Genomic DNA, 24,991 nt, shown 5'->3' on the forward strand with positions numbered 1-24,991 from the left:
GCATCCGCCGACGGATTGCAACGTGGGAATCCTGGCGTGGACCGCGGCCGCCGGCCGCGTCGCCGGCGAGGGCGCCCGCTCAGGCACCGGGGCTGCTCGAGCCGCGCACCACGAGTCGGTGCGCGACGATCCGCTCGGTGCCCGCGCCGTCCTCCGCGAGGGCGGCATCGAGGGCCGCGTCGACGAGCGCGTCGAGATCCGGGGCGATCGTCGTCAGCCCCGGCCGCGACCAGGCGGACTCCGCGATGTCGTCCCAGCCCACGACGGCCACGTCCTCCGGCACCCGCAGCCCGCGCTCCTGCAGCGCATGCAGCGCGCCGAGCGCGAGCAGGTCGTTGCCGCCGATCACGGCGTCGAAGCGCAGGCCCTCCTCGAGCGCGGCGAGCAGCGAGTCCCGCCCCGCCTCGCGGGTCCAGCCCGGGGCCTCCCGCTGCAGCTGCCGGTCGGGGTCGAGGTCCGCGAAGCGCACCGCCGCCCGGAAGCCCGCCACACGATCCGTCGCCGTCGACCGCACCGCGGACTCGGCGCCGAGGAACAGCAGCCGCGAGCGGCCCTCGGCGACGAGATGACGGACGACGTCGGCCGCGGAGGCCGCGTTGTCGATCACCACGTGGGTGACGTCGCGGGAGGCGGGCAGCAGCTCCCCCAGCAGCACGAGGCGCGGCCCGCCCTCGCGGTGCGGGAGCACCGAGGGATCCAGCGCCGAGGGCGAGATGACGACGGCGTCCACGGGCCGGCGCACGAGGCCGCGCACATGGGCGAGCTCCGTCTCCGGGCTGTGCAGGGACACCTCGACGCTCACCGTCCAGCCGCGCTCACGGGCGGCGGACTGCATGCGCTCGGCGAGGCGGGCGAAGTACGGGTTCTGCAGCTCCGGCACGACGAGCGAGAGCGTGCGGGTGGGCCCGCCGCGCAGGTCACGGCCCAGGGCGTTGGGCACGTAGCCCAGCTCGTCGATCGCCGCGAGCACCCGGTCACGGGTCTCCGCCCGCACCACCGGTCGCTCGTTGACGACGTTCGAGACGGTCTTCCAGGACACCCCGGCGCGCTGCGCCACGTCCTTGATGCTCACCCTGCGCGCCACGTCGGCCTCCTCGTTCGTGCTGCCGGAATCATCCCACGAGCGGTAGGCCGCACGGATATGTCACATGCGGGGGCCGCTCCGGTGACCTGGGACGTCGCAGGGCCTAGAGTCGAAGGAGCGTGCCGTCCTCCCGCCGCGGCACAGGTCCCACCCGCACGCGGTGGTGACAGCGCCGGCCGGAGGCCGCGTCCAGGAGATCGCTTCCCGGACGCGCCGGGCCGCTGCGCGCCGGGCGGAACGAACCTCCAGAACGGATACCCGTTGACCTCCCCCGACTTCGCCCAGCTCGGCGTCCCCGCCGACCTCGTCGCCGCCCTCGCCCCGCAGGGCATCACGACCCCCACCCCCATCCAGTCCTCCACGCTGCCGGACTCCCTCGCCGGCCGCGACCTGCTGGGCCGTGGCCGCACCGGCTCCGGCAAGACCTACGCCTTCCTGCTGCCGCTCGTCGCGCGACTGCTCGCCGACCCGCGTCGCCGCGCCGCGCGCCGTCCCCGCTCCCTGATCCTCGCCCCCACCCGCGAGCTGGCCTCCCAGATCGCCGAGTCGCTGCGACCGCTCGAGAAGGCCGTGGGCCTCCGCAGCACCGTCGTGTTCGGCGGCGTGGGTCAGAACCCGCAGGTGCAGGCGCTCGCCGGCGGCGTCGACGTGCTCATCGCCTGCCCGGGCCGCCTTCTGGACCTCATGGGCCAGGGCCACGCGGACCTCGGCGGCGTCGAGATCACCGTCATCGACGAGGCCGACCACATGGCCGACATGGGCTTCCTGCCGATGGTGCGCCGCATCCTCGCCGCGACCCCGAAGCAGGGCCAGCGGATGCTGTTCTCGGCGACCCTCGACTCCGGCGTGAACAAGCTCGTCAAGGAGTTCCTGCACGAGCCCGTCACCCACTCCGCGGATCCGGCGACGAGCCCCGTGGGCACCATGGAGCACCACGTGCTCGAGGTGGGCGCGAACGACCGCTTCGACGTGCTGCGCGATCTCGCCGCCGCCCCCGGCCGCACCATCATGTTCACCCGCACCAAGTACGGGGCGAAGAACATGGCCCGCAAGCTGCGCGCCCAGGGCGTGGGCGCCGTGGAGCTCCACGGCAACCTCTCCCAGGGCGCCCGCACCCGCAACCTCGAGGCCTTCAGCGACGGCACCGCCTCGACGCTCGTGTGCACCGACATCGCCGCGCGCGGCATCCACGTGGACGAGGTGGGCCTCGTGGTCCACGCCGATCCGCCGGTCGAGCACAAGGCGTACCTGCACCGCTCGGGCCGCACGGCCCGCGCCGGCGAGAGCGGCACCGTCATCACGGTGCAGACGCCGGACCAGAAGAAGGACGTCCACGACCTCATGCGGAAGGCGAACATCCGCCCGACGCACCACCAGGGCGTCCGCGTGAGCAGCGACGTGCTGCGCGATCTCGCCCCGGGCGAGCGCATCATCTCCGACTCCCCCGTCGAGGCGCCCTCCGGCGAGCAGCCCCAGCAGGCCTCCTCCGGCGGCGGCCAGGGCGGTCGCGGCGGCCGCGGTCAGGGCGGCGGCCGTGGACAGGGCGGTCGCGGTCAGGGCGGCGGTCGCGGTCGCGGCGGGCGCGGCCAGGGCGGCGATCGTGAGCAGGGTGGTCGCGGCCAGGGCGGCCGTGGTCAGGGCGGTCGCGGCGACGGCGAGCAGGGCGGTCGCTCCGGCGGTCGCGGACGCTCCGGCGGCCAGGGCCGTTCCGGCGGTCAGGGACGCTCGGGCGGTCGCCAGGGCGGCTCCTCCGGCGTCTACTCGACCACGAGCGGCGAGCGGCCGAGCGGCGGCCTCGCGGCCTTCTCCTCCGGTCGCGGTCGCTGACCCGACCTCGCACGGACAACGGCCCCAGGCCGGTGGCGCCGCCACCGGCCCGGGGCCGTTCCTCTACGGTGGGCGACATGCCGCAGCCGACTCCGCCCCGCTCGATCGACCAGGTCCTCGCCGAGGCCCGCGCCGGCACGAGCCCCGTCGAGCCGGAGGCGCTGCCCGCGGCGATCGCGCGCGGCGCCCATGTGATCGACGTGCGCTCGGCCGTGACCCGGGAGCCGGAGGGTCACATCCCGGGGGCGGTGGTCGTGGAGCGGCTCGTCCTCGAGTGGCGCCTGGACCCGCAGGGCGCGTGGCGGATGCCGGGCGGTCCGGGCTACGACGACGAGGTGGTCGTCGTGTGCAACGAGGGCTACCACTCCTCGCTCGCGGCGCGGGACCTGCGGGCGCTCGGCTTCCACCGGGCGACGGACCTGCGCGGCGGCTTCCGCGCCTATGCGGCGGCCGGACTTCCGGTGGCCACCGAGCCGGACCGGTACGTGGACTGACCTCCCGCCCGGCCGGCGCTCAGCGCAGCTCGCGCTTGAGGATCTTGCCGGTCGCCGTCATCGGCAGCTGCGTCTCGAGCACGATCTCGCGCGGGTACTTGTAGTCCGCCATCTGCTCCTTGGCCCATGCCGTCAGCTCCTCGACGCCGATGCTCGCGCCGTCGACGAGGATCACGTGGGCCCGGACCTCCTCGCCGAGCCGGTCGTGGGGGACGCCCACCACGGCGGCGAGGGAGACCTGCTCGTGGCCCATGAGCACCTCCTCCACCTCCCGCGGGTACACGTTGTAGCCGCCGCGCACGATCATGTCCTTCGAGCGGTCCACGACGTAGTAGAAGCCCTCCTCGTCGCGCCGGCCCAGGTCACCGGTGCGGAACCAGCCGTCGCGGAGCACGGCCTCTGTCTCCTCGGGGCGGCGGAGGTAGCCGGTCATGACGTTGTGACCGCGCACGATGATCTCGCCGATCGCGTCGGCCCCCTCGACCCGGCCCCAGTCGGGGTCCGTCGGGTCGATGAGGTCCATCTCCACGCCCCACACCGGCAGCCCGATCGAGCCGGGGCGGGGGCGGTCCGCGAGGGAGAAGCTCGCCACCGGGGAGGTCTCGGAGAGGCCGTAGCCCTCCATGATCGAGATGCCGAGGCGCTCGCGCACCTCGCGCAGGATCTCCACGGGCAGCGGCGCACCGCCCGAGACGCCGAGACGAAGGTGCTCGGTGAGGCGCTCGGCGATCCCCTCGCCGTCGGCCCCCGCTGAGACGGAGAGCTGCCGCAGCAGCGCCCACCACATGGTGGGGACGCCGGCGAAGACGGTCACCCGGTGCGCGAGCAGGAGGTCGAGCGCCCGCTGCGGGTCGAAGCGCGGGAGCAGCACGAGGGTCGCCCCGAGCGAGAAGCCGGAGGTGAGGTTCACCGTCGCGCCGAAGGTGTGGAACAGGGGCAGCGCGACGAGGTGGGTGTCCTCCCCCGGCTGCGACCTGAACAGCCGGTTGCAGGTGAGCGCGTTCATCAGCTGGTTGGAGTGGCTGAGCTCGGCGCCCTTGGGCCGGCCGGTGGTGCCGGAGGTGTAGAGCACGACGGCGGTGTCCGTCTCGCGGCGCTGGACGGTCTCGAAGCGTGTGGGGAGCTCGGCGACGGCCGCGGCGAGGGTGGGCACGCCCTCGTAGGGGCTGGGGGCCGCGGGATCCGCTGTCATGAGCACGACCTGCGGCGGCCGGGCCGCCTCGCGGGCGCCCTCGACCATGAAGCGGCCGATGGGCAGCTCCTCGGTGCCCTCGAAGCAGAGGGCGGCGACGGCCTCGGCGTCGTCGAGGAAGTAGGTGATCTCGCGCGGCTTGCTCAGCACGTTGATGGGGACGACGACGGCGCCGGCCTTGAGGATGCCGAAGTAGGCGATCGGGAACTGCGGGAGGTTGGGGCAGCTGAGCACCACGCGGTCCCCGGGGGTCACGCCGAGGGAGACCAGCAGGTGGGCGACCCGGTTCGCGGCGGCGTCGACCTGGGCGTAGGTCAGCGAGGTCTCCCCGAGCACGAGGGCGGGGTGGTCGGGGACGGTGCGGGCGCTGTCCTCGAGGGCGACGGCGAGGTTGTACACGGGTTCTCCTCCACGGACGACGGTGTCACGGTGGCCACACGATAGCGGGACCGGGGGTGGGTCGAGGTCGGCTCCGCCACAGCCGACGATTCGTCAGTTGCGCGAGTGACGAAACGTCGGGGAGGATGGTCGACGTGCCGACACCGCCCCGCCCCGCACCGAGCGCGGCCGCCCCGACGGGCGGCTCCACGGGCGCTCCCACCGAGCCGCAGCTCGCCGCCGCCGCGGACACCTTCTCGATGCTCGCGAGCCCGGCTCGGCTGCATCTCGTGCAGCTCATGAGCACGGGCCGCTACGACGTGGGCGAGCTCGCCGAGAAGGTGGGCCTGAGCCTGCCCACCACGAGCCAGCACCTGCGCAAGCTCCGGCTCACCGGCATCGTCTCCGCGACCCGCGAGGGCCGGCACAGCTACTACACGGTGGACGATCCGCACGTGGTGGAGCTCGTGGAGCAGATCTTCGAGCACATCGCCCCCGACGGCTCGCTCGCCCCCGATCCCCCGCGCAAGGAGCGCCGATGACCGCCACCACCCGTCCCGCCCCGGAGCGCGTGGACCTCACGAGGTTCGCGTGGCTGTCGATCGCCGCCGCGATCCTCACGATCTCCCTCAAGGCCGGCGCCTGGGTCATGACGGGCTCCGTCGGCCTGCTCTCCGACGCCGCCGAGTCGGTCGTCAACCTCGTCGCCGCCGTCGTCGCGCTGATCGCCCTGCGGGTCGCGATCCGTCCGGCGACGGAGCGCTTCCTCTACGGCCGCGCGAAGGCCGAGTACTTCTCGGCCGCGGTCGAAGGGGTCATGATCTTCGTGGCGGCGGCCGTGATCCTCGTGAGCTCCGTCGAGCGCTTCATCCACCCGCGGCCGATCGAGAACGTCGGCTGGGGCCTCGCGATCAGCGTCGTCGCGAGCCTCGTCAACGGAGGCGTCGCCCTGGTGCTGCTGCGCGCGGGCCGCACGCACCGCTCGATCACCCTGCGGGCGGACGGCAAGCACCTCATGACCGACGTCGTCACCAGCGCGGGCGTGCTCGTGGGCGTCGCGCTCGTGGTGATCACCGGCTGGGACCGGCTGGACCCGGTCGTCGCGTTCCTCGTGGGCGTGAACATCATCGTCACCGGCGTCGGCCTGATCTCGGAGTCCGTCTCGGGGCTCCTCGACAAGGCGCTGCCGGAGGAGGAGAACGAGGTCATCACCGAGATCCTCCGACGTCGCACCGACGGCACGGTCACCTTCCACGGCCTGCAGACCCGCGAGGCGGGCCAGGAGCGCTACATGAACGTGCACGTGCTCGTGCCGGACGAGTGGACGGTCAAGCAGGGCCACGACTACATCGAGGAGCTCGAGACGGAGCTCATGACGGCTCTGCCGTCGCTGCGCGTGCTCACGCACCTCGAGCCGATCTCCGATCCCGCGAGCTACGAGGACATCCCCGAGGCGCACGTCCCGATCCACGGGGACGACGAGACGGCGCTGCGGCCCCCGCAGGCGTGACGGTCGCGTCCCCTACGATGACCGGGACGCCGAGCGGGGATCTCGGCCGAGCGACGAGCATCAGGGGGATTCCATGACCACCTCACCCATCGCGCCTGATCCGCGGCGCGAGCACCGGCCGCAGGGACCCGTCGTGCAGGGCGAGCTCGTGCCGGTCGCACAGCCCTACGGCATGCCGCAGCAGCAGGCCGGCCATCCTCAGCACGCGCCGCTGCACCCGGGACAGGTCCAGCCCTATGCCGCGCCGGCCGCCTACGGCCCTCCCCCGGTGATGATGATGCCGGCGCCGAAGAGCGTGGTCGTGACCTTCGTGCTCACCTTCTTCTTCGGGGTTCTGGGCATGTTCTACGCGACGACCTCGGGCGCGCTGATCCTGCTGGGCGTGACGCTCGGCGCGATCGTGCTCGCGGTCGTCGTGATCGGCATCCTCTCGGTGCTGACACTGGGTTTCGGCGCCGCACTCTTCGCCTTCGTCCCGCTCATCGGGGTCGCGGCGTGGATCACGAGCATGATCTGGGGATGCATGGCCGCCTCGCGGCACAACGAGCGGCTGGCGGCGCAGTACGCCGCGGCCGGCTACCGCCCGCCGGGGTACTGAGCCGCACTGCCCCCGGGGCGCGGGGCAGCGACTCAGAACGGCGGGTCGGGTTCCGATGATGGTGGAGGTTCATCGCCGGGGAAGGCATCGCCCGGTGGACCGTTCCGGCCCGCGGTGATCGCCTCGGCGACGCGGATCCTCTCCTGGAACCGGTCCCAGACCCGTTGGTACGTCGCGGCGAGGACGCTGGTGACGAGGTCGGAGTTCTTCTGGACGTCCACCCAGTCGATGCCGCCGGCAGCCCACCGCGTGGAGGCGCCGTCCGGGGAGCGCTGGGGGTCCAGCGCTCCGTCCGTCTTCATCCGGTGGTGGCTCCGACAGAGCCCGTGGAGGTTCTCCGGCGAGGTGGGCCCGCCCGCGGCGGGATCGAGATGGTCGAACTCCTCGATGTGGTCCCACTCCCCCACGTGGAGCACGGTGCGATCGCAGCCCGGCACCGCGCACAGGGGGTCGATCAGCCTCAGGTGCTCGATCATCGCCGCGCTGGGCCGATACTGCCGGGCCGCGACCGGCAGGAACTCCCCGGTGACCGGGTGGGTCAGGACGCGATGCCACACCGTCGCCCGCGCACAGAGCGTGCGGGCCATGTCGATCGGGATCGGATGCACGCCCTCGAGCGTCGCGGGGGCGTCCGACATGCCGAGCAGGGAGAGGACGGGGACGGTGAGGTTCATCCGCAGCGGCATCGACGGGACCTCGACCCCGTCGGTCGCGATCGGGCTGCGCGTGAGCAGCACGTAGCGGAGTGCCCGCAGCGACATCGGCCGCCCGCTCGCGGCGACCTCCCCGTCCCGGTCCCAGGGGATCTGCCGGTCCTGGCCACCGGCGGCGATCCGCTCGAGGGCGTGCCGCTGCGCATCCTGCACCGAGCGGGCGGCCTGGTCCAGGCGCGTGCTGAGGTCGAGGATCTCCGGGATCGGGCCGACGATGGTGAGGAACGCGGTCCCGTCCGGTGCCGGCGCGTGCTCGAGGAAGACGTCCCGCCTCGATGCGGGGTCCCCTCCGGCGCCGACCTCAGGGTCGAGCCAGGTCACGAGGTGCTTCACGAGGGTCCGGAAACGATCCGGGGACAGCGACTCGACCCGCCACCCCGCGACGGTCTCGTCGACCTGACGGCGCTCGGCTCCCGGAAGGTCGCGCACGGCGCGGACGAGCTGGTCGAACCATTCCGTGGGAAGGTCCCCCGACTCGACCCGGGCGAGGCACGCGGGCAGATCGGTGACCCCGATGTAGGCGTAGTGGAGCCGACGGGTGGCGCGGCCGATCCGGGACCGCAGCACCAGCCCGGCGGCGATCCCGTTGCCGCCGTCGTCCCCGGAGGCGCCGTCCCACAGGGAGGCGAGGTCACGGAGCTCCTCGATGTAGAGGTGGGCGTGCACGGTGCGGCGCCGCTCGAGGACGCGTCGCAGGACGACGGCCTCCGCGGAGTCCTCCTCGAGATCCCCCTTCGCCGCGAGGTTCTCGGCGGTCACGTGACTGCGCCCACGGGGCGGCCGACGGAACCGGTGGGAGAGCGCGGCGCGATCGGGCCGCTCGCCATCGGACGGCGCCGTGCCGTGCGGTCGCGTCACCGTCATCACCCACCACCCCTCCCAGAAGCATCTGCCCGGCGCTCTCGCGCACTGCACGGAATCAGCGAGAACGAGGAAACTCACCTCGCCCCCACTCCCCTCATTTTAGAACACCTGTTCGCCGATGGCCAGCATTCTCGATCACGAACTCGAGAATGTGGACAACCACCCTCGGGGGAGGAACGATCCGCGACGTCGGCGGGCGGCACCGAGTGCGACAGTGCCCCCGGGGCCGTCGACGACAGCAGCATCGAGGCCGGCCGCGCTACGCAGATCGTCGTGTGACCGGCAGCGACGGTGACGACTCCCGTCCTCCACCGCAGCACCATCGCGCCCCGGCCCGCCCCAGCACCCCCCCTACACCCCTCACCTCCACCGTTCAATGCACATGCCGTTAATGTGGATAATTGGCCATTGTTGAGGAAAGGCTCTCATCGGCTCCCGGTGACATATGACCTCCCCCCCCTGGGCGTTCGAGGCATTCCCGCGGCGCCCCCGATGACGCCCCCGGCGACTCCACCGGCGACCTCGCCGCCGACCCCGCCGCCGACCCCATCGCCGAGCCACGTCGACATCGACCCGCCGGTCTCGCCATCACCGCCGACCCCTCCCCCTCGGCGCCACCCCGACCCCGTCGATCCGCGGGTCGCGCCCGCCACGCCTGCGCGTCGGCCCGCCGACCCCCGCCCCTCGATGACGCGACATGAACGCTTATGTTGGTCATCGTTTGCTCTTATGCCTCCACCGCCCCCACCATGGACGACGATCACTTCCGACCTCCAGGAGCCAGCGTGACGACCACCGCGACCACCGGGCTGAACCCGCATCTCACCGACCTCGCCGCCCGGCTGCGCGCCGAGATCGGCGAGGACGCCGTGGTCACGGAGCCCGAGGAGCGCTACGCGGGGGACACGGCCGTCCGCGCCGAGGCCGGCACCGAGTTCCTGCTCGTCCTTCCCCGCGACACCGCGGGGGTCCAGGCGACCCTGCGCGCCGCGCACGAGACGAGCACCGTCGTCGTGCCGCGCGGCTCCGGCTCCGGCCTCTCCGGCGGCGCCGTCCCCTCGCACGGCGCGATCGTGCTGGGCCTCGAGCGGCTCACCGCGATCCGCGAGATCGACCCGCTCGACGAGGTCGCCGTGGTCGAGGCGGGCGTCATCACCGCGGACCTCTCCGCCGCGCTGGCCCCGCACGGCTTCTTCTACGCTCCGGACCCGGCGAGCGCGCGACTCTCGAGCATCGGCGGCAACATCGCCACCAACGCGGGAGGGCTGCACTGCGCGAAGTACGGCGTGACCCGCGAGTCGGTGCTCGCCCTCGAGGCGGTCCTGGCCGACGGCACGCTCCTGCGCACCGGCCACCGCTCGATCAAGGGCGTCACGGGCCTGGACCTCACGCAGCTGCTCATCGGCTCCGAGGGCACGCTCGCCGTGGTCACCGCCGCGACGGTGCGGATCCGCCCGCTGCCCGTCGCGCGCCGCACCCTGCTCGCCCGCTTCCCGTCGACGACCGCCGCCGCGGCCGGGGTCAACGCGATCTCGCTGAGCCCCGTGCGGCCCGCCGCGACGGAGCTGCTGGACGCGGCGACGCTCCACGACATCGACGCGAACGCGGGATCCCGGATCGCCGAGGGCGACACGACGATCCTGCTCATCGAGCTCGACGGCTACGGCGTCGAGGAGCAGACCACGGACCTCACCGCGGCGCTCACCGTCGCCGGAGCCGCACTGCGCGTGATCGAGGACGAGGCGGAGGCGGAGCACCTGTGGGAGCTGCGCCGCTCGGGCCGCGGATCGGGCGCCGGCGGGCACCGCCTCGGCGAGGACGTCGCCGTGCCGAAGTCCCGGCTGGGCGCCGTCTTCGCGGAGCTCGCGGAGATCGGCGCCCGCCACGGCGTGCAGACCTCCGCCGTCGCCCATGCGGGAGACGGCAACCTCCACCCGAGCCTGGCCCTGCCCTCCGCCCCGGAGGACGTGCCCGGGCAGCTCCCGCCCGCGATCCTCGCCGCCGCGGACGACCTCGTCCGGGCCGCGATCGACCTGGGCGGCACGATCAGCGGCGAGCACGGCATCGGCACCGCCAAGCGCGGCTGGCTCGACCTCGAGCTCCCCACCCCCTCCCGCGACCTGCAGCGCCGCCTGAAGGACGCCTTCGATCCCCGCCACTTGCTGAACCCCGGGAAGGCCCTGTGATGACCACGACCTCGACCGCCCCTGCCCGCCTCTCCCCCGAGCACCTCGCCGGCGGCCTCCTCTCCGCGCTCGGCGCCCGGGAGGACCGCTCGCGCGGCTTCGGCAAGGCGACCGGAGCGCTGCCGGGTGCGGTGCCGCTGCTGGGCGGCGCCCCGAGCGCGGACGCCCTCCCCCTCGACGCGATCCGACGGGCCACCGCCGCGCTCACCGAGGACCCGCAGGCCCTCGTCGCCGCGCTGCAGTACAACGTGACGCCGGGGATCACCCCGCTGCGCGAGTGGATCGCGGAGCGCGAGGGCGTGGACGCGAGCCGCGTGCTCATCACCAACGGCGCCTTCCACGGCCTGTCCCTCGTGTTCGACGCGCTGCTGGACCGCGGCGACCGGATCGTCGTCGAGGACCCCACGTACCCGCTGATCTTCCGCGACCTCCAGCACCACGAGGTCGAGGTGCTCCCGCTCGCGCTCGGCGAGGACGGCTTCGACATCGACGCCCTCGAGGCCCGGCTCGAGGCGGGCGCGCGCCCGAAGCTGCTGTACACGGTCCCCGACTTCCACAACCCGACGGGCTTCGTCACGCCGGCCGCGCAGCGCGAGCGCCTCACGGAGCTCGCCGAGCGGTTCGGCTTCGTCATCGTCTCCGACAACGCGTACGCGGGCCTCGGCTTCCCCGGCGTCGAGGTGCCCGCGGACTACGACCTCGGCTCCGAGCTCGTGGTGCACGTGAGGACCTTCTCGAAGGTCCTCGGCCCGGGGCTGCGGCTCGGCTACCTCGTGCTGCCCACCTGGCTCGTCGGCCCCGTGACGCGGCTGCGCGCGAACCAGGACCAGCACTCCTCGGTGCTCGTGCAGTCCGTCGTCGAGCGGATCGTCGGCGCGGGCGACCATGCCCCGCTGGACGGCGGCCTCGACGGCATCGCGGACCGCGCCCGCGCCGCCTACGCCGACCGCTTCGACCTGGTCGCGGGGCTGCTCGACGCGGCCCTCCCCGGCGGGGTCACGGTGGACCATCGCAGCGGCGGGATCTTCCTGTGGGCGCGCGTGGAGGACGAGGGCGTGGACCTCGCCGCCGCGCAGCAGCTGGCCCGCACCCGCTTCGGGACCGATGCCGTGCTCGGCCGCTTCTTCTTCCTCGAGGAGGGCACGGAGGATCGCGGCCGGCTGCGGATCGGCATCAGCCACCTGCCCGAGGACGGCCTGCGCACCGGGGTCGAGCGGCTCGTCGGCGCCCTCACCTCCCCCGAGGCGCGGCGATGACCCCGACCTCCCGGCGCCACCTCCTGCAGGGCCTCGGGGCCGGGGCCCTGGGCCTCGCCGCGCTCCCCCTCGCCGGCTGCGCGGTCGACGCCGCGCAGGCCGACGGCGGCGCCGACGCGCAGGACCAGGAGCTCAGCTTCCTCATCTCCAACCTCGACGGCGGCTGGGTGCCCTCCAAGAGCGCCATCTCGAGCTACGAGGCGAACGTGTGGCAGCAGCTCACGGACAAGCTCGTGCACACCGACCCCGAGGGGAAGGTGTCCCCGTGGATCGCGGAGTCCTGGGAGCAGGACGAGGACGCGACCGCGTACGTGCTCCACCTCCGGGACGGCGTCACCTTCTCCGACGGCACGCCGCTGGACGCGGAGGCCGTCGTCGCGAACATCCAGGCCTGGGCCGTCGGCCGGCCCGAGGAGGGGCTCGCCCGGGTGGGCCTGTTCCCGGGCAGCACCTTCGAGGCCGCGGAGGCCGTGGACGCGCGGACCGTGCGGGTCTCCTTCACCGCGCCGACCCTCTCCTTCCTGCCGACCCTCGGCTACCACGGCTGCCAGCTCATGGCCCCGTCGAGCCTCGCCGGCAGCCTCGAGCAGCAGTCCGACCTCGCCTTCCAGATCGGCTCGGGCCCCTTCGTGCTGGACTCCTGGGCCGCCGGTGACCATGTGCGCCTCGTGCGCCGCGAGGACTACGACTGGGCGCCCGAGGTGCTCGGCGCGAGCGGACCGGCGAGCCTCGCCGCGATCACCTTCACGGTGCTCCCGGACGACACGCTGCGCGCCTCCGCCGCGCGCGCTCACCAGACCGACGTGTCCTACAACGTGAACCCGCAGGTGCTGGACTCCTTCACGGAGGCCGGCTTCCACATCGAGGTGCCCCGCTACCTCGGCTTCGTGCACGGCTACAACCTCCGCACCGACGTCGCGCCCTTCGACGACGTGCGCGTGCGGCAGGCGTTCACGCGCGGCATCGACCGTGCGGAGATCCTGCGGACCGTCTTCACCGACGCCTGGGAGCCGGCGACGAGCTGGCTGCAGTCCGGCGTCCCCGAGGCCACGGACCTCACGGACCTCTTCGACTACGACCCGGAGCTCGCGGCGTCCCTGCTCGACGAGGCCGGGTGGACGCAGCGCGACGCCGACGGCTTCCGCACGAAGGACGGCGTGCAGCTCGGCTTCACGATCTACCCCACCCCGTACCTCACCGGCTCCGTCCCCGAGGCGGAGCTGATCGGCCAGCACCTGGGCCGGCTCGGGATCCATGTGCGCACGCAGAAGCTCGACATCCCCACCTGGGGCGAGCGCGTCACCAACGACCCGACGCAGGGCGTCGCCGAGGTGACCCGCAGCTTCGTGGACGTCGGCACGGTCGCCGGGGTCGTGACCGACGAGGGCGAGGACTGGTTCGCCGTCGGCTCCTCCGACGCGGAGCTCGTGCGGCTCCGGGACGAGGTCGCCGGCGCCGTCTCCCGCGAGGAGCGCGCCGGCGTGGTCGACGAGCTGTCCCGGCACGTGCTCGAGCAGGCGTACTTCATCCCCCTCGAGCAGAACGTGCAGCGCATCTACGTGCAGACCCCGGGGCTGAGCGGCATCAGCTTCAACGCCGTCGCGATCCCCTCGTACCACGCCGCCACGAAGGAGCCCTCATGAGCACCGCGGCCACCCTCCCCCGCCGGGCCGCGGCGCCGTCGGCCGCCGCCGCCGCCTCCGCCCGCCGCTACGCCTCCTTCGCCGCGCGCCGGACCGGCCAGGCGCTGATCGTCGTCGTCCTCGCGTACGTGCTCGTGTTCCTCGTGCTCGCCGCGATCCCGGGCGACCCGATCTCCGCGCAGCTGGACAGCCCGCAGGCCGGGTACACCGACGCGGAGAAGGCGCAGATCCGCTCCTTCCACGGCCTCGACAAGCCCGTCCTCGTGCAGCTGCTGCTCTCGCTCGGCAATGCGGTGCGCGGGGACCTGGGGCTGTCGCTGTCCACCTCGCAGCCGGTCACCGCGGTGCTCGGCGCCGCGATCCCCTCGACGCTGGCCCTCGCCGTCACGGCGCTCGTGCTCGCGGTGCTCATCGCGGCCGTGCTGGGCCTGCTCTCGCGGCTGCTGCCGGAGGGGCCGCTGAACGGCGTCGTGCGCGCCCTGCCCACGGTGTTCCTCTCGACCCCGAACTTCCTCATCGGCCTCGTGCTGATCCAGGTGCTCGCCGTGAACCTGGGGCTCTTCAGCCTCGTGGACCCGGACAGCGCGGGCTCCACGCTCGCCGCGGCGCTCACCCTCGCGATCCCCGTCTCCGCGCAGATCGCGCAGGTGCTCATCACCGCGCTCGACGACTCCGCCGGCCAGGACTACGCGGAGGTCGCCGTCTCGCGCGGCCTGCCGCCCGCGCAGGTGGTGCTGCGGCACCTGCTGCGCCCGTCCCTGCTGCCCACCGTGACCGTCGTCGGCCTCGTGCTCGGCGAGGTGCTGGGCGGCTCGCTCATCACCGAGACGATCTTCGGCCGCACGGGCGTCGGGACGGTCGTGCAGAAGGCGGTCGCCGCACAGGACGTGCCCGTGCTGCTCGTCGCCGTGGTGCTCTCCGCCGCCGTGTTCGTCGTCGTGAACCTCGTGATCGACCTGCTGTACCCGCTGCTGGACCCGCGGCTGCGCGGGACGGAGGGAACCCGATGACCGCCACCGCGCTCACCTCCGGGCCGCTCGCCGCGGCCCGCCCGCGCGCCCTCGCCCGCCGACGACCGCCCGTGACGGTGATCCTGTCCCTCGCGGTGATCCTGCTGGTCCTCGCCTGGTCGCTCGTGCCGGGCCTGTTCACCCGCCACGATCCGGCGCTCGGCGTGCCGGACGACAAGTTCACCGCACCCGGCGGGCAGTACTGGCTGGGCACCGACCACCTGGGGCGGGACCTGCTCACGCGGATCATCCACGGCTCGGCCTCCTCGATGACGAGCGCATTGATCGCGGTCGCGATCGGTGTGGTCGTGGGCGGCGTGCTGGGCCTGCTCTCGGGCTACCTCGGCGGCTGGGTGGACGCGGTCGTGGGCCGCGTGGTCGAGGTGCTGCTCGCGATCCCCGGCTTCCTGCTCGCCGTGGTCGTCGTGACGGCGCTCGGCTACGACACCCGCAACGCCGCGATCGCGACGGGCGTCTCCGCGGTCGCCGTGTTCGCCCGGCTCATGCGGGCGGAGGTGCTGCGGGTGCGTACGAGCGTGTTCATCGAGGCGGCGCGCGTGAACGGCGGCTCCTCCGCGTACGTGCTGCTGCGGCACGTGCTGCCCAATGCGCTGCGGCCCGTCGTGTCCCTCGCGATCCTGCAGTTCGGCGTCGCGATCCTCGTGATCGCCGGGCTCGCGTTCCTCGGCTACGGGGATCCGCCCCCGGCCTCCGACTGGGGTCTGCTCGTCTCCGACGGCCGCGAGCATCTCCTGCACGCCCCGTGGCTCGTGATCGCCCCGGGTCTTGTCATCGCCGTCGTCGTGCTGTCCGTGAGCCGCATCAGCCGCTGGCTGGATCAGGGGAGGAACCGATGAGCATTCTCGAGCACACACAGAGCAGCACCGACGGAACGGTCCCGGAGCCCGCGCCGCCCGCCCCGCTGCTGCAGGTGAGCGGTCTGAGCGTCGCCTACGGGGACACCGAGGTCGTGCACGACGTCTCGTTCTCCGTGGCCGAGGGCTCGGCGCTCGCGCTGATCGGCGAGTCCGGCTCGGGGAAGTCGACGATCGCGCGGGCCGTGCTGCGGCTGCTCGGCTCCCGCCGCGCCCGCGTCGACGGCTCGATCGCCGTGCAGGGCCGTGAGCTCACGGGCCTGCGCGAGGCGGAGTTCCTGCCGCTGCGCGGCCGCGTGCTGGGCTTCGTCCCGCAGGATCCGGGCTCCTCGCTGAACCCGGTGCGCTCGATCGGCGCGCAGGCGCTCGAGGCGGCGGCGCTCGTGCCCGGGGCGCGCCGCCGCGCGGACCGCGAGGCGCTCGTGCGCGGAGCGCTCGAGCGGGTGGGGCTGCCGGACCCGCAGCGGATCATCGACTCCTTCCCCCATCAGCTCTCCGGCGGGCAGCTGCAGCGGGTGCTCATCGCGCTCGCGATCCTGCCCGGGCCGCGGCTGCTCGTGGCCGACGAACCCACCTCCGCCCTCGACGTCACCGTGCAGAAGCAGATCCTCGACCTGCTCGACGACCTGTGCCGCGAGCTCGGGATCGGGGTCCTGCTGATCACGCACGACCTCGCGATCGCCGCCGCCCGCGCGGAGGAGGTCGTCGTGCTGCAGGACGGCGCGGTCCAGGAGGCGGGGCCGACGGCGCAGGTGTTCACCGCGCCCCGCTCGGCGTACACGCGGGCCCTGCAGGCGGACGTCCCCGGCCTGAACCCGGACCGCTTCGCGGGGCTGCGCGCGGAGCGGGACGAACGGCACCCGCTCACGGGCGACGCCTGCCGCACCGATGCGCCGCAGGTGCTGGTCTCCGACGTCTCCCGCACCTTCCGCAGCCGTGACCGCGAGGTGCGGGCGCTGGACGGCGTCTCCTTCGCGATCCCCCGCGGCCGCAACCACGCCCTCGTGGGCGAGTCCGGCTCGGGGAAGTCCACGGCGGCCCGCGCGCTGCTGGGCCTCGAGACCGTCGACGCGGGGAGCCTCACCGTGGGCGGCCGCGCGGTCGATCCGACGGACCGTCGGGCGCTGCGCGAGGTGCGCCGCCACCTGCAGATCGTCCACCAGAACCCCTTCACCTCCCTGGACCCGCGCTTCACCGTGGAACGGATCGTCCGCGAGCCGCTGGACCTGTACCGGGTGGGCGACCGCGCCGAGCGGGAGGAGCGCGCCGCCTGGGCGCTCGAGGCGGTGCGCCTGCCCGAGGCGCTGCGCTCGCGGCGCCCCGGCACGCTCTCCGGCGGGCAGCGCCAGCGCGTCGCGATCGCCCGGGCCCTCGCCCTGCGGCCGGACGTCCTCGTGCTCGACGAGCCGACGAGCGCCCTCGACGTGAGTGTGCAGGCGGGGATCCTCGAGGTGCTCCTCACCCTGCAGCGGGACCTGGGCCTGACCTACCTGTTCATCTCCCACGACCTGGGCGTGGTGCGCCAGTTCGCGGACACCCTCACGGTGCTGCGCCGCGGCGAGGTCGTCGAGGAGGGTACCGTCGGCCGCGTGCTCACGGACCCGCGCGAGGAGTACACGCGCCAGCTCATCGCCTCGATCCCCGCCCGCCGGGACACGACGGAGGTGCCCGCATGACCGCCACCGATCAGGGACGGACGCTCCTGCGGGACGGCCGCACCCTCACCTGGGAGCGCACCACCTGGGACGATCCGCGCGGCGAGGCCCTGCGCGCCGCGATGGACGCGGAGATCGGCCCCCGGTACGCGGCCCTGCGCGGGGACAGCCCCCGCCCGGCGCCGCCCACCACGGAGGACGTCGCCTTCCTGCTGCTCGCCCTCGTGGACGGCGAGGTCGCCGCGACGGGCACCCTGCGCCGGCTCCCGGACCGCTGGGAGGTCAAGCGCCTGTTCATCGACGCCGGCCATCGCCGTCTGGGTCTCGCGAGCGCCGTGCTCGAGCAGCTCGAGGAGGGTGCCCGCGAGCAGGGCGCCACGGAGCTGTTCCTGCAGACCGGGAACCGCCAGCCCGAGGCGATCGCGCTCTACGAGCGGCAGGGCTGGGAGCGCGTCCCCGTGTTCGCTCCCTACGACCCGGCCGACGGGATCAGCGTCTGCTTCCGGAAGCCGCTCCCCGCCTGAGGACCGCCTCGAGCGGGGCAGGATCTGCGGCGTAGCCCGGCTCGATCTCGGCGCGCCGGCGCCCGTACAGGGCGTAGGCGTCCATGGCCATGCGGGGCCCGAGGGGCTCGGCGAGCACGGCCTGCGCCTCGGCGGCGCGCGCGTCGTGCTCGGTCGCGGTGCGATGGTGCGCGGTCCCGGTCGCGGCGTCCGCCGCGAGCATGGACTGCACGAGCGCCTCCCGCAGGATGCCGAGCGTGAGGTGCAGGCCGATGAGGTCGCTGCCGCGGCCGAAGCGCACCACGGCGAGCGCCGCCTCGAAGCGGATCGGCGCATCGGCCGCCGCCTCGGGGACGCGCGCCCGAGCACCGCGGATGCCGAGGTCCACGCGCCGGCCGTCCACGAGCACCGCACGCAGCACCTGCGTGTCCCCGTCGGCCGCCTCCTGCACCGTCCACAGCGGCGCACCGAGCACGGCCTCGAGCTCGAAGGGCTCCCGCGCGGTGACGGCCACGTCGAGGTCGCTCCACCCGTCGAGCAGCTCCGGCGCGGTCACCGAGCCGTAGGGGACGACGTCACCGGGGACGCGCTCGGCGAGGCGTGCGAGCAGGTCCGGCTGCCAGGGAGTCATGCGCCGAGGCTATGCGCTGTCCCCGCACCCCTGTCTGAGAGCCGTCGGACTCCGCTCGGTCGCGCGGGTCAGAACCCTCGTTCGCGCGGGGGTTCGCTCCTGCGCACGGGATCCTCCATCTCCAGGTCCTCGGTGTCCCGTGACCAGAGCCGGTCTCCCAGGACCTCTCCTGGCTCCGGCTCGGCACGGCGCCTGGCGGCCTCGGGATCGTGGGAGGGATCGTCACCGGTGATGCGTGTCGGCACCTGCGCCTCCTCCGTCGGCTGATCCCGAGCACCCTAGCCGCGCCGGGTACGGTCCGTCGACGGGTGTGTGCCGGCGCTCAGCCCAGCAGCTCCGCGACCGCGGCGTCGGAGGCGGTGAGCGCGTCACGGTCGAAGGTCGATCCGGAGGCGAGGACCTCGTCGGCCCCGGTCGCCTCGACCAGGCGCTCCACGCGCGGGCGCAGGGTCGCGGCGGATCCCGCCCAGGCGGTCGCGAGGCCCTGCTCGACCCGGGAGGCCTCGCGGCCCGTGAGGTCACGGGCGCGGATCGTCGCCGGGTCCTCGAGCGGCGGGAACTCGCCGGTCACGCGGGAGGCGACCATCGCCCAGATCTCCGGGAGGGCGAGCTCGCGGGCCTCGGCGTCGGTGCTCGCGACGAGCAGGTCCATCGAGAGCATGACGTGGGGACGGCTCCCCCGGTGGGGGCGGAAGCCGCGGCGGTAGGCGCCGACCTGCGCGCCGAGGTCCTCGCTGTGGAGGATCGGCCCGCCGATGACGACGCCGAGGCCCAGCTGCGCCGCCGTGGTGAGGCCCGCTCCGGTCGCGAGCAGGTGCAGCGGCGGCGTCGTGGCGGCGGCCGGGCGGGCGGTGATCGGGCCGTCCCCGGCGAGGAGGTCCCGCACCTGCTCGACCTCGCGGGCGAACCCCTCGGGGCTCGCGGCGTCACGCCCCAGCGCCTCCCGCACCGGGGCGGTGAAGCCGAGCGAGCGCCCCAGCCCCAGGTCCACGCGGCCCGGGGTGAGCGCCTCGAGCAGCAGGAACTGCTCGGCGACCACGAGCGGGCGGTGGTTGGGGAGCATGACGCCGCCGGAGCCCAGGCGGATCCTCGACGTGCGCTGGCCGATCGCGGCGAGCAGCACCGCCGGGGCGGGGCTCGCGATGCCCGGCACGGCATGGTGCTCGGCGACCCAGAAGCGGCGGTAGCCGAGCGCCTCCGCGGCCACGGCCCGCTCGATGCTGTGCCCGGGCGCCGCCTGCTCGGGCAGGTCGGAGCGCGTGCGGGTGCGATCGAGGAGGGACAGTTCCACGGCATCCGCAACGCCGCGACCCCCGCGTCTCTTCCCGTTCCGGGGCCTCCGGGCGGGTGATCCATCCCCCTCCTCCGGGCCCCGCCACGGCGCCCGTGACGTGGCTAGGCTCGCGCCATGAGCACGCCCCACGTCCCCCTGTCGATCCTCGATCTGGTCCCCCTCAGCGAGGGGCAGGACGCCCGGGAGGGGATCGCCGTCTCGATGTGCGCCGCGCAGGCCGCGGACCGCTCCGGCTACTCCCGCTACTGGTACGCCGAGCACCACAACGCGGAGTCCCTCGCCTCGAGCGCCACGAGCCTGCTGATCGACCGCGCCGCCTCCCTCACCGAGCGGATCCGGGTGGGCTCCGGCGGGATCATGCTCCCCAACCACTCCCCGCTCGCCGTCATCGAGCAGTTCGGCACGCTCGTCCAGTTCCACGGCGACCGGATCGACCTGGGCCTGGGCCGCGCGCCCGGCACCGACCAGTACACGGCGCAGCTGCTGGCCCGCACCTCCGCGGAGCCCGGCGCCTTCGTCGCCGCCGTCGAGCAGATGCGCGACTGGTCCCAGGCCGAGCCGAGCGGCCGCCTGCCGATCCGCGCCGGCGTCGCCGAGGGCACCGACGTGCCCATGTGGATCCTCGGCTCCACGACCAACGGGGCCCGGCTCGCCGCACAGCTGGGGATGCCGTTCTCCGTCGCCTCGCACTTCGCGCCCTTCCAGTACCTCGACGCGCTGCGCGTGTACCGCGAGAGCTTCAGCGCCACCCAGAGCGAGGCCGCGCAGATCGACGCGCCGCGCACGATGGTCGGCGTCAACGTCGTCATCGCGCCGACGGACGCGGAGGCGCAGCATCTGTTCACCACGAACGTGCAGCAGTTCCTCGGCGTCGTCACCGGGCAGCGGATGAAGACGCAGCCGCCGCGGGACCTCGAGGGCGCCTACCCCGACCACCTCATGCAGCAGGTCGAGCAGACCCTCTCGATCCGCGCCGTCGGCTCCCCGTCGAGCGTCGTCTCCCAGCTCGAGGCGATCGTCGACGCCACCGAGGCGGACGAGCTCATCGTCACCGCGAACTACTTCGACCCCGAGCACCGGATCCGCGGCATCGAGCTGCTCGCCGAGGCCTGGGGGCTCTGAGCCCGCACCCTCTCGGCACCTGCCGTCCGTGACGGCGGATGACGCCAGATGACGGCGCCCCGGTCCCGGCCGGGGCGCCGCGCGCATAATCGCTCCATGAGCGCACTCGTCCTGCAGTCCGACTTCGGGCTCGACGACGGCGCGGTGAGCGCCATGTACGGCGTCGCCGTGGGCGTCGATCCGGGCCTGAGGATCCACGACGTCACCCACAACATCCCGCCGTACGACATCTGGGAGGGCTCCTACCGCCTCGCCCAGGTGCTCTCCTACTGGCCCGAGGGGACGGTGTTCGTCTCCGTCGTGGACCCGGGCGTCGGCTCCGACCGCCTCTCCGTCGTCGCCCGCACGGCGACCGGCCACCTCGTGGTCACCCCGGACAACGGCACCCTCACCCATCTCGACGCGATCTTCGGGATCACGGAGCTGCGGGAGATCGACGAGACCCGCCACCGTCGGCCCGGCTCCGAGGAGTCCTACACCTTCCACGGGCGGGACATCTACGCCTTCACCGGGGCCCGGCTCGCCGCCGGGATCGCCTCCTTCGAGGACATGGGCCCCGCCCTGGACCCCGCGGCCCTCGTGCGGCTGCCGATCACGGAGCCGGAGCTCGCGGACGGCCGCGTCACCGGCACGATCGACACGCTCGACGTGCGCTACGGGTCCCTGTGGACCTCGATCCCCCGCACCCTGTTCGCGCAGCTCGGCGTCGGCCCCGGCGACCGGGTCACCGTGCGCGTGCGCCATCACGACACCGTGGTCCACGCCGCGCAGGTGACCTATGCGCGCAGCTTCGCCGCCGTCGAGGTCGGTGAGTCGCTGCTGTACGTGAACTCGCTGGACCGGATGGCGATCGCCATCAACCGCGGCCACTACGCGCGCGCCTTCTCCCTGGGCACGGGCGCCTCCTGGCACGTGACCCTCGACCCCGTCCGCTGAACCGACCCGCCCCTCGGAGGCCCCCGTCATGCCTGCCCTGACCCGCTCCCACTCCCCCGTCACCCAGGTCGTCGCCATCGGCATCGGCGCCGCCCTGTTCTTCGTGCTGGGCCGCTTCGCCGCGATCCCGTCCCCCGTGCCGAACACCTCGATCAACATCCAGTACGCGGTGCTCGCCGTGTTCGCGGTGCTCTACGGGCCGCTCGTCGGCGCCCTCGCCGGGATCATCGGCCACGTCCTCATCGACGCCACCGGCTACGGCATCTGGATCTCCTGGGAGCTCGCCTCGGGCGTGTTCGGCCTGCTCGTGGGGCTCGCCCTGCTGCGCCACGCGATCGAGGACGGCGAGTTCACCCGCACCACCGCGATCCGCGTGAACGTCGCGATCGTCCTCGCCAACGCCGTCTCCTGGCTGCTCGTCGCCCCGCTCGGCGACGTGGTGATCTACGGGGAGCCCGCCGCGAAGGTGTGGACCCAGGGCGGGCTCTCCTTCATCGTCAACTCCCTGACCGCGTGCATCCTCGGCACGATCATCCTCGCCGTCTACGCGCGCACCCGCACCCGCACCGGCTCCCTGAGCCGCGAGCAGTGAGCGCCGCCCCCGGGGAGACCGCGGGCGAGGTGCTCATCGAGCTGGCCGGGTACTCCTTCCAGTACCGTGCGCAATCCGCGCCGACCCTCCACGACGTGGACCTCGTGGTCCGGCGCGGGGAGAAGATCGCGATCGTCGGCGCCTCCGGCTCCGGCAAGTCCACGCTGATCAGCGCCCTCAACGGGATGATCCCGCACCGGCATCGCGGCACGGCGAGCGGCACCATCCGCGTCGCCGGGGCGGATCCGGCGACGGTGCCGCTCGTGCGCACCGCCGCCTCCGTCGGCACCGTCCTGCAGGACTCCAACAGCCAGTTCGTGGGGCTCACCGTCGCGGAGGACATCGCCTTCAGCCTCGAGAACCAGCGTGTCCCCCACGAGCAGATGCCGGAGCGGGTGCGGGCCGCCGCAGAGCTCGCCGGCATCGGCGACCGCCTCGACGCCTCGCCGCGGGAGCTCTCCGGCGGCCAGAAGCAGCGCGTCGCGATCGCCGGCGTGCTCGTGGACGAGGTCGAGGTCCTGCTGCTCGACGAGCCGCTCGCGAACCTCGACCCTGCCACCGGCCGCGCGACCGTCGAGCTGCTCGACGAGCTCCACCGCGAGCACGGCCGCACCGTCGTCGTCGTCGAGCACCGCCTCGAGGACGTCCTGCACCGCGACGTGGACCGGATCGTGCTCATGGCCGACGGTCGCATCGTCATCGACGCGCCCCCGCAGGAGGTCCTCGCCTCGGGGCTGCTCGAGGCGCACGGGATCCGCCCGCCCCTGCACGTCGCCGCGCTCGCTCTCGCCGGCGCTCCCGTCACCGCCGATCAGCGCCCCTCCCGCGCCCGGGACATGGCGCTGACCGAGGCGCAGATCGGGGCGGTGCGCCGCTGGGTCGCGGACTCCCCACCGCCGGCAGAGGCCGATGCCGCCCCTCGGCAGGAGCCCGCCGCCCTCACCGCCCTGGACCTCGAGGACGTCTCCTGCGCGCTGCCCGTCGGCCCCGACCGTGAGCGTCTGGTGGTCGACGGCGTCACCGCCCGCGTGCGCCGCGGCGAGATGATCGGCGTGCTCGGCTCCAACGGCGCCGGGAAGTCCACGCTCGCGAAGGTCGTCTGCGGCTTCGAGCGCGCCACCGGCGGGACCGTGCGTATCGGCGCCGTCGACGCCGCCTCGTGGTCCCTCGCCGAGCACGGCCGGCACGTGGGCTTCGTGCTCCAGGAGCCGGGGCAGATGCTCTCCCGCCCGCTCATCACGGAGGAGATCGCGCTCGGGCTGCGGGCCCGCGGAGCGAGCGAGGAGGAGATCGCCGAGCGCACCGCCGCCGTGCTCGAGGTGTGCGGCCTGCGGCCCTACCGCTCCTGGCCGCTCTCCGCGCTCAGCCACGGGCAGCGCAAGCGCGTGACGATCGCCGCCGTGCTCGCGCTCGAGCCGGAGGTGCTCATCCTCGACGAGCCCACCGCGGGACAGGACCACGCCCACTACAGCGAGTTCATGGGGTTCCTGCGGGAGCTCCACCGCCGCGGCACCACGATCGTGCTCATCACCCACGACATGCACCTCGCGCTCGAGCACACCGACCGGGTGCTCGTCATGTCCGACGGCCACCTCCTCGCCGACGACGACCCCGCCCGGGTGCTCGTGGACCCCGAGCTCACCGCGCGCGCCCACCTCGTCACGACCGGCCTGTACGACCTCGCCGAGCGCTGCGGCCTCGCGGACCCCCACGCCCTCGTGCGCCGCTTCGTGGACGCGGACCGCGCCGTGCCGGTCGCGCCGCCGTCGGACGGAGCACCCCGATGAGCGCGCCGCTGCTGGGCTACGTGGACCGCCCCGGGGTGCTCCACCGGCTCTCCGGGATCTCGAAGCTCGTGCTCGTGATCGGCGCCGTCGTGGGCGCCATGATCGGCTTCGACGTGCGCTACCTGCTCGCGGTCACCGCGCTCTCCGTCGTGGCCTGGGCGCTGTCCCGGGTGCGGCTGCGGGACCTCGCCGTGGTGCTCACGCTGATCGGCGTGTTCATGGTGCTCAACAACCTGGGCATCTTCCTCTTCGCCCCCGGCTACGGGACGCAGCTGTTCGGCACCCGGCACGTGCTGCTGGACGGTCCGTGGCGCTGGGACCTCACGCAGGAGCAGCTATTCTACCAGGCGGCCGTCACCCTGAAGTACCTCGCGGTGCTGCCGCCCGTGCTGCTGTTCGTCACCACGACGCGCCCGCCGGAGTTCGCCTCCGCGCTCGCCCGGATCGGGGTGCCCGCCCGCATCGCCTACGCCGTCTCCCTCGCCCTGCGCTACGTGCCGGACATCCAGCGGGACCTGCGCACCGTCTCCCAGGCGCAACAGGCGCGCGGCATCGACACCTCCCGCGCGGTGCCGCTGCGCACACGGCTCCGGAACCTCTCCGCGGTGCTCATGCCGCTGCTGCTGGGCACCTTCGACCGGATCGAGGAGGTCTCCGCCGCGATGGAGCTGCGCGGGTTCGGCCGGGAGCGGGGCCGCACCTGGTTCGTCCGCACGCCCCTGCGGCCCGCGGACCTCCTCGTCATCGCCCTCGCGGTGCTGCTCGTCGTGGTGCCGATCGTGCTGCTCGGCGTGAACGGCGGCCGCTACTGGAACCCGTTCGGCTGAATCGGGAATAGGGC

22 protein-coding genes are annotated in these 24,991 nt (G+C 73.7%); 17 read left to right on the top strand and 5 right to left on the bottom strand.

All coding sequences use genetic code 11. The annotated features are described in order from the left end of the window. Positions 1 to 79: 79 nt before the first annotated feature. Entirely contained in the window at positions 80 to 1,084 is a 1,005-nt protein-coding gene (locus tag NLU66_RS16265) for a LacI family DNA-binding transcriptional regulator (protein ID WP_259360640.1), read from the bottom strand. A gap of 261 nt (positions 1,085 to 1,345) precedes the next feature. Here NLU66_RS16265 and NLU66_RS16270 point away from each other — a divergent pair, with 261 nt between their 5' ends. Further along, the gene (locus tag NLU66_RS16270) at positions 1,346 to 2,911 is read left to right on the top strand and encodes a DEAD/DEAH box helicase (RefSeq protein WP_259360641.1); all 1,566 of its coding nucleotides are present in this window, start codon (positions 1,346 to 1,348) and stop codon (positions 2,909 to 2,911) included. A gap of 77 nt (positions 2,912 to 2,988) precedes the next feature. Continuing rightward, the gene (locus NLU66_RS16275; protein WP_259360642.1) at positions 2,989 to 3,405 is read left to right on the top strand and encodes a rhodanese-like domain-containing protein; all 417 of its coding nucleotides are present in this window, start codon (positions 2,989 to 2,991) and stop codon (positions 3,403 to 3,405) included. A gap of 19 nt (positions 3,406 to 3,424) precedes the next feature. Here the strand turns inward: NLU66_RS16275 and NLU66_RS16280 are convergent, their stop codons facing one another. Continuing rightward, positions 3,425 to 4,996 (bottom strand): long-chain-fatty-acid--CoA ligase, encoded by a 1,572-nt coding sequence (locus NLU66_RS16280; RefSeq protein WP_259360643.1) that lies wholly within the window; start codon positions 4,994 to 4,996, stop codon positions 3,425 to 3,427. A 125-nt stretch (positions 4,997 to 5,121) separates the two neighbouring features. Between NLU66_RS16280 and NLU66_RS16285 the strand changes: the two genes are divergently transcribed. The 3 genes from NLU66_RS16285 to NLU66_RS16295 all read left to right on the top strand — a co-directional run bounded on the left by NLU66_RS16285 (position 5,122) and on the right by NLU66_RS16295 (position 7,083). After that, positions 5,122 to 5,517 carry an ArsR/SmtB family transcription factor gene (locus tag NLU66_RS16285; protein ID WP_416232169.1) on the top strand — a complete coding sequence of 132 codons (396 nt, stop codon included), beginning with the start codon at positions 5,122 to 5,124 and terminating at the stop codon, positions 5,515 to 5,517. Further along, the gene (locus tag NLU66_RS16290; protein WP_259360645.1) at positions 5,514 to 6,485 is read left to right on the top strand and encodes a cation diffusion facilitator family transporter; all 972 of its coding nucleotides are present in this window, start codon (positions 5,514 to 5,516) and stop codon (positions 6,483 to 6,485) included. Before NLU66_RS16285 ends, NLU66_RS16290 begins: the two co-directional genes overlap by 4 nt. 73 nt (positions 6,486 to 6,558) lie before the next feature. Beyond that, on the top strand, positions 6,559 to 7,083 hold the full coding sequence (locus NLU66_RS16295) for a hypothetical protein (RefSeq protein WP_259360646.1): 525 nt from the start codon (positions 6,559 to 6,561) through the stop codon (positions 7,081 to 7,083). A gap of 32 nt (positions 7,084 to 7,115) precedes the next feature. On the opposite strand, the gene NLU66_RS16300 is transcribed toward NLU66_RS16295, so the two are convergent. Next, positions 7,116 to 8,555 carry an HNH endonuclease signature motif containing protein gene (locus NLU66_RS16300; RefSeq protein ID WP_259360647.1) on the bottom strand — a complete coding sequence of 480 codons (1,440 nt, stop codon included), beginning with the start codon at positions 8,553 to 8,555 and terminating at the stop codon, positions 7,116 to 7,118. 890 nt (positions 8,556 to 9,445) lie between these two features. Here NLU66_RS16300 and NLU66_RS16305 point away from each other — a divergent pair. The 7 genes from NLU66_RS16305 to NLU66_RS16335 are packed head-to-tail and all read left to right on the top strand — an operon-like array spanning position 9,446 to position 17,809. Continuing rightward, on the top strand, positions 9,446 to 10,846 hold the full coding sequence (locus tag NLU66_RS16305) for an FAD-binding oxidoreductase (RefSeq protein WP_259360648.1): 1,401 nt from the start codon (positions 9,446 to 9,448) through the stop codon (positions 10,844 to 10,846). Continuing rightward, complete coding sequence (locus NLU66_RS16310; RefSeq protein WP_259360649.1) at positions 10,846 to 12,102, top strand: PLP-dependent aminotransferase family protein; 1,257 nt, start codon at positions 10,846 to 10,848, stop codon at positions 12,100 to 12,102. The genes NLU66_RS16305 and NLU66_RS16310 overlap by 1 nt, the downstream gene beginning before the upstream one ends. Continuing rightward, positions 12,099 to 13,745, top strand: a complete 1,647-nt coding sequence (locus NLU66_RS16315; protein WP_259360650.1) for an ABC transporter substrate-binding protein — start codon at positions 12,099 to 12,101, stop codon at positions 13,743 to 13,745. The genes NLU66_RS16310 and NLU66_RS16315 overlap by 4 nt, the downstream gene beginning before the upstream one ends. After that, positions 13,742 to 14,755: an ABC transporter permease gene (locus tag NLU66_RS16320; RefSeq protein WP_259360651.1), complete on the top strand. Its 1,014-nt coding sequence runs from the start codon at positions 13,742 to 13,744 to the stop codon at positions 14,753 to 14,755. Before NLU66_RS16315 ends, NLU66_RS16320 begins: the two co-directional genes overlap by 4 nt. Then, entirely contained in the window at positions 14,752 to 15,612 is an 861-nt protein-coding gene (locus tag NLU66_RS16325; protein ID WP_259360652.1) for an ABC transporter permease, read from the top strand. The genes NLU66_RS16320 and NLU66_RS16325 overlap by 4 nt, the downstream gene beginning before the upstream one ends. Next, entirely contained in the window at positions 15,609 to 17,306 is a 1,698-nt protein-coding gene (locus tag NLU66_RS16330) for a dipeptide ABC transporter ATP-binding protein (RefSeq protein ID WP_259360653.1), read from the top strand. Before NLU66_RS16325 ends, NLU66_RS16330 begins: the two co-directional genes overlap by 4 nt. Continuing rightward, positions 17,303 to 17,809: a GNAT family N-acetyltransferase gene (locus NLU66_RS16335; protein ID WP_259360654.1), complete on the top strand. Its 507-nt coding sequence runs from the start codon at positions 17,303 to 17,305 to the stop codon at positions 17,807 to 17,809. The genes NLU66_RS16330 and NLU66_RS16335 overlap by 4 nt, the downstream gene beginning before the upstream one ends. On the opposite strand, the gene NLU66_RS16340 is transcribed toward NLU66_RS16335, so the two are convergent. After that, positions 17,775 to 18,419, bottom strand: a complete 645-nt coding sequence (locus NLU66_RS16340) for a hypothetical protein (protein WP_259360655.1) — start codon at positions 18,417 to 18,419, stop codon at positions 17,775 to 17,777. The genes NLU66_RS16335 and NLU66_RS16340 overlap by 35 nt on opposite strands. 322 nt (positions 18,420 to 18,741) lie before the next feature. Continuing rightward, positions 18,742 to 19,710, bottom strand: a complete 969-nt coding sequence (locus NLU66_RS16345) for an MsnO8 family LLM class oxidoreductase (protein ID WP_259360656.1) — start codon at positions 19,708 to 19,710, stop codon at positions 18,742 to 18,744. A 117-nt stretch (positions 19,711 to 19,827) separates the two neighbouring features. Between NLU66_RS16345 and NLU66_RS16350 the strand changes: the two genes are divergently transcribed. The 5 genes from NLU66_RS16350 (at position 19,828) to NLU66_RS16370 (ending at position 24,977) form a co-directional block, all read left to right on the top strand. After that, positions 19,828 to 20,835 carry an LLM class flavin-dependent oxidoreductase gene (locus tag NLU66_RS16350; RefSeq protein ID WP_259360657.1) on the top strand — a complete coding sequence of 336 codons (1,008 nt, stop codon included), beginning with the start codon at positions 19,828 to 19,830 and terminating at the stop codon, positions 20,833 to 20,835. Between the two features lie 96 nt (positions 20,836 to 20,931). Next, positions 20,932 to 21,771 (top strand): SAM hydrolase/SAM-dependent halogenase family protein, encoded by an 840-nt coding sequence (locus NLU66_RS16355; protein WP_259360658.1) that lies wholly within the window; start codon positions 20,932 to 20,934, stop codon positions 21,769 to 21,771. A 28-nt stretch (positions 21,772 to 21,799) separates the two neighbouring features. Continuing rightward, positions 21,800 to 22,363 carry an ECF-type riboflavin transporter substrate-binding protein gene (locus NLU66_RS16360; RefSeq protein ID WP_259360659.1) on the top strand — a complete coding sequence of 188 codons (564 nt, stop codon included), beginning with the start codon at positions 21,800 to 21,802 and terminating at the stop codon, positions 22,361 to 22,363. Beyond that, positions 22,360 to 24,150, top strand: coding sequence for an ABC transporter ATP-binding protein (locus NLU66_RS16365; RefSeq protein WP_259360660.1), 1,791 nt, complete (start codon positions 22,360 to 22,362; stop codon positions 24,148 to 24,150). The genes NLU66_RS16360 and NLU66_RS16365 overlap by 4 nt, the downstream gene beginning before the upstream one ends. Further along, positions 24,147 to 24,977 carry an energy-coupling factor transporter transmembrane component T family protein gene (locus NLU66_RS16370; RefSeq protein ID WP_259360661.1) on the top strand — a complete coding sequence of 277 codons (831 nt, stop codon included), beginning with the start codon at positions 24,147 to 24,149 and terminating at the stop codon, positions 24,975 to 24,977. The genes NLU66_RS16365 and NLU66_RS16370 overlap by 4 nt, the downstream gene beginning before the upstream one ends. Positions 24,978 to 24,991 lie beyond the last annotated feature (14 nt).

Origin of the sequence: Brachybacterium sp. NBEC-018 (genome assembly GCF_024860185.1) — a bacterium.
GTDB classification, from domain to species: domain Bacteria; phylum Actinomycetota; class Actinomycetes; order Actinomycetales; family Dermabacteraceae; genus Brachybacterium; species Brachybacterium rhamnosum.

Excerpts from the sequence above, each read along its gene's own strand:
- NLU66_RS16310 (WP_259360649.1), top strand. The coding sequence starts at position 10,846 with ATGACCACGACCTCGACCGCCCCTGCCCGCCTCTCCCCCGAGCACCTC.
- NLU66_RS16360 (WP_259360659.1), top strand. The coding sequence starts at position 21,800 with ATGCCTGCCCTGACCCGCTCCCACTCCCCCGTCACCCAGGTCGTCGCC.
- NLU66_RS16340 (WP_259360655.1), bottom strand. The coding sequence starts at position 18,419 with ATGACTCCCTGGCAGCCGGACCTGCTCGCACGCCTCGCCGAGCGCGTC.
- NLU66_RS16335 (WP_259360654.1), top strand. The coding sequence starts at position 17,303 with ATGACCGCCACCGATCAGGGACGGACGCTCCTGCGGGACGGCCGCACC.
- NLU66_RS16290 (WP_259360645.1), top strand. The coding sequence starts at position 5,514 with ATGACCGCCACCACCCGTCCCGCCCCGGAGCGCGTGGACCTCACGAGG.
- NLU66_RS16295 (WP_259360646.1), top strand. The coding sequence starts at position 6,559 with ATGACCACCTCACCCATCGCGCCTGATCCGCGGCGCGAGCACCGGCCG.
- NLU66_RS16330 (WP_259360653.1), top strand. The coding sequence starts at position 15,609 with ATGAGCATTCTCGAGCACACACAGAGCAGCACCGACGGAACGGTCCCG.
- NLU66_RS16355 (WP_259360658.1), top strand. The coding sequence starts at position 20,932 with ATGAGCGCACTCGTCCTGCAGTCCGACTTCGGGCTCGACGACGGCGCG.
- NLU66_RS16370 (WP_259360661.1), top strand. The coding sequence starts at position 24,147 with ATGAGCGCGCCGCTGCTGGGCTACGTGGACCGCCCCGGGGTGCTCCAC.
- NLU66_RS16315 (WP_259360650.1), top strand. The coding sequence starts at position 12,099 with ATGACCCCGACCTCCCGGCGCCACCTCCTGCAGGGCCTCGGGGCCGGG.
- NLU66_RS16350 (WP_259360657.1), top strand. The coding sequence starts at position 19,828 with ATGAGCACGCCCCACGTCCCCCTGTCGATCCTCGATCTGGTCCCCCTC.
- NLU66_RS16275 (WP_259360642.1), top strand. The coding sequence starts at position 2,989 with ATGCCGCAGCCGACTCCGCCCCGCTCGATCGACCAGGTCCTCGCCGAG.
- NLU66_RS16320 (WP_259360651.1), top strand. The coding sequence starts at position 13,742 with ATGAGCACCGCGGCCACCCTCCCCCGCCGGGCCGCGGCGCCGTCGGCC.
- NLU66_RS16325 (WP_259360652.1), top strand. The coding sequence starts at position 14,752 with ATGACCGCCACCGCGCTCACCTCCGGGCCGCTCGCCGCGGCCCGCCCG.
- NLU66_RS16285 (WP_416232169.1), top strand. The coding sequence starts at position 5,122 with ATGGTCGACGTGCCGACACCGCCCCGCCCCGCACCGAGCGCGGCCGCC.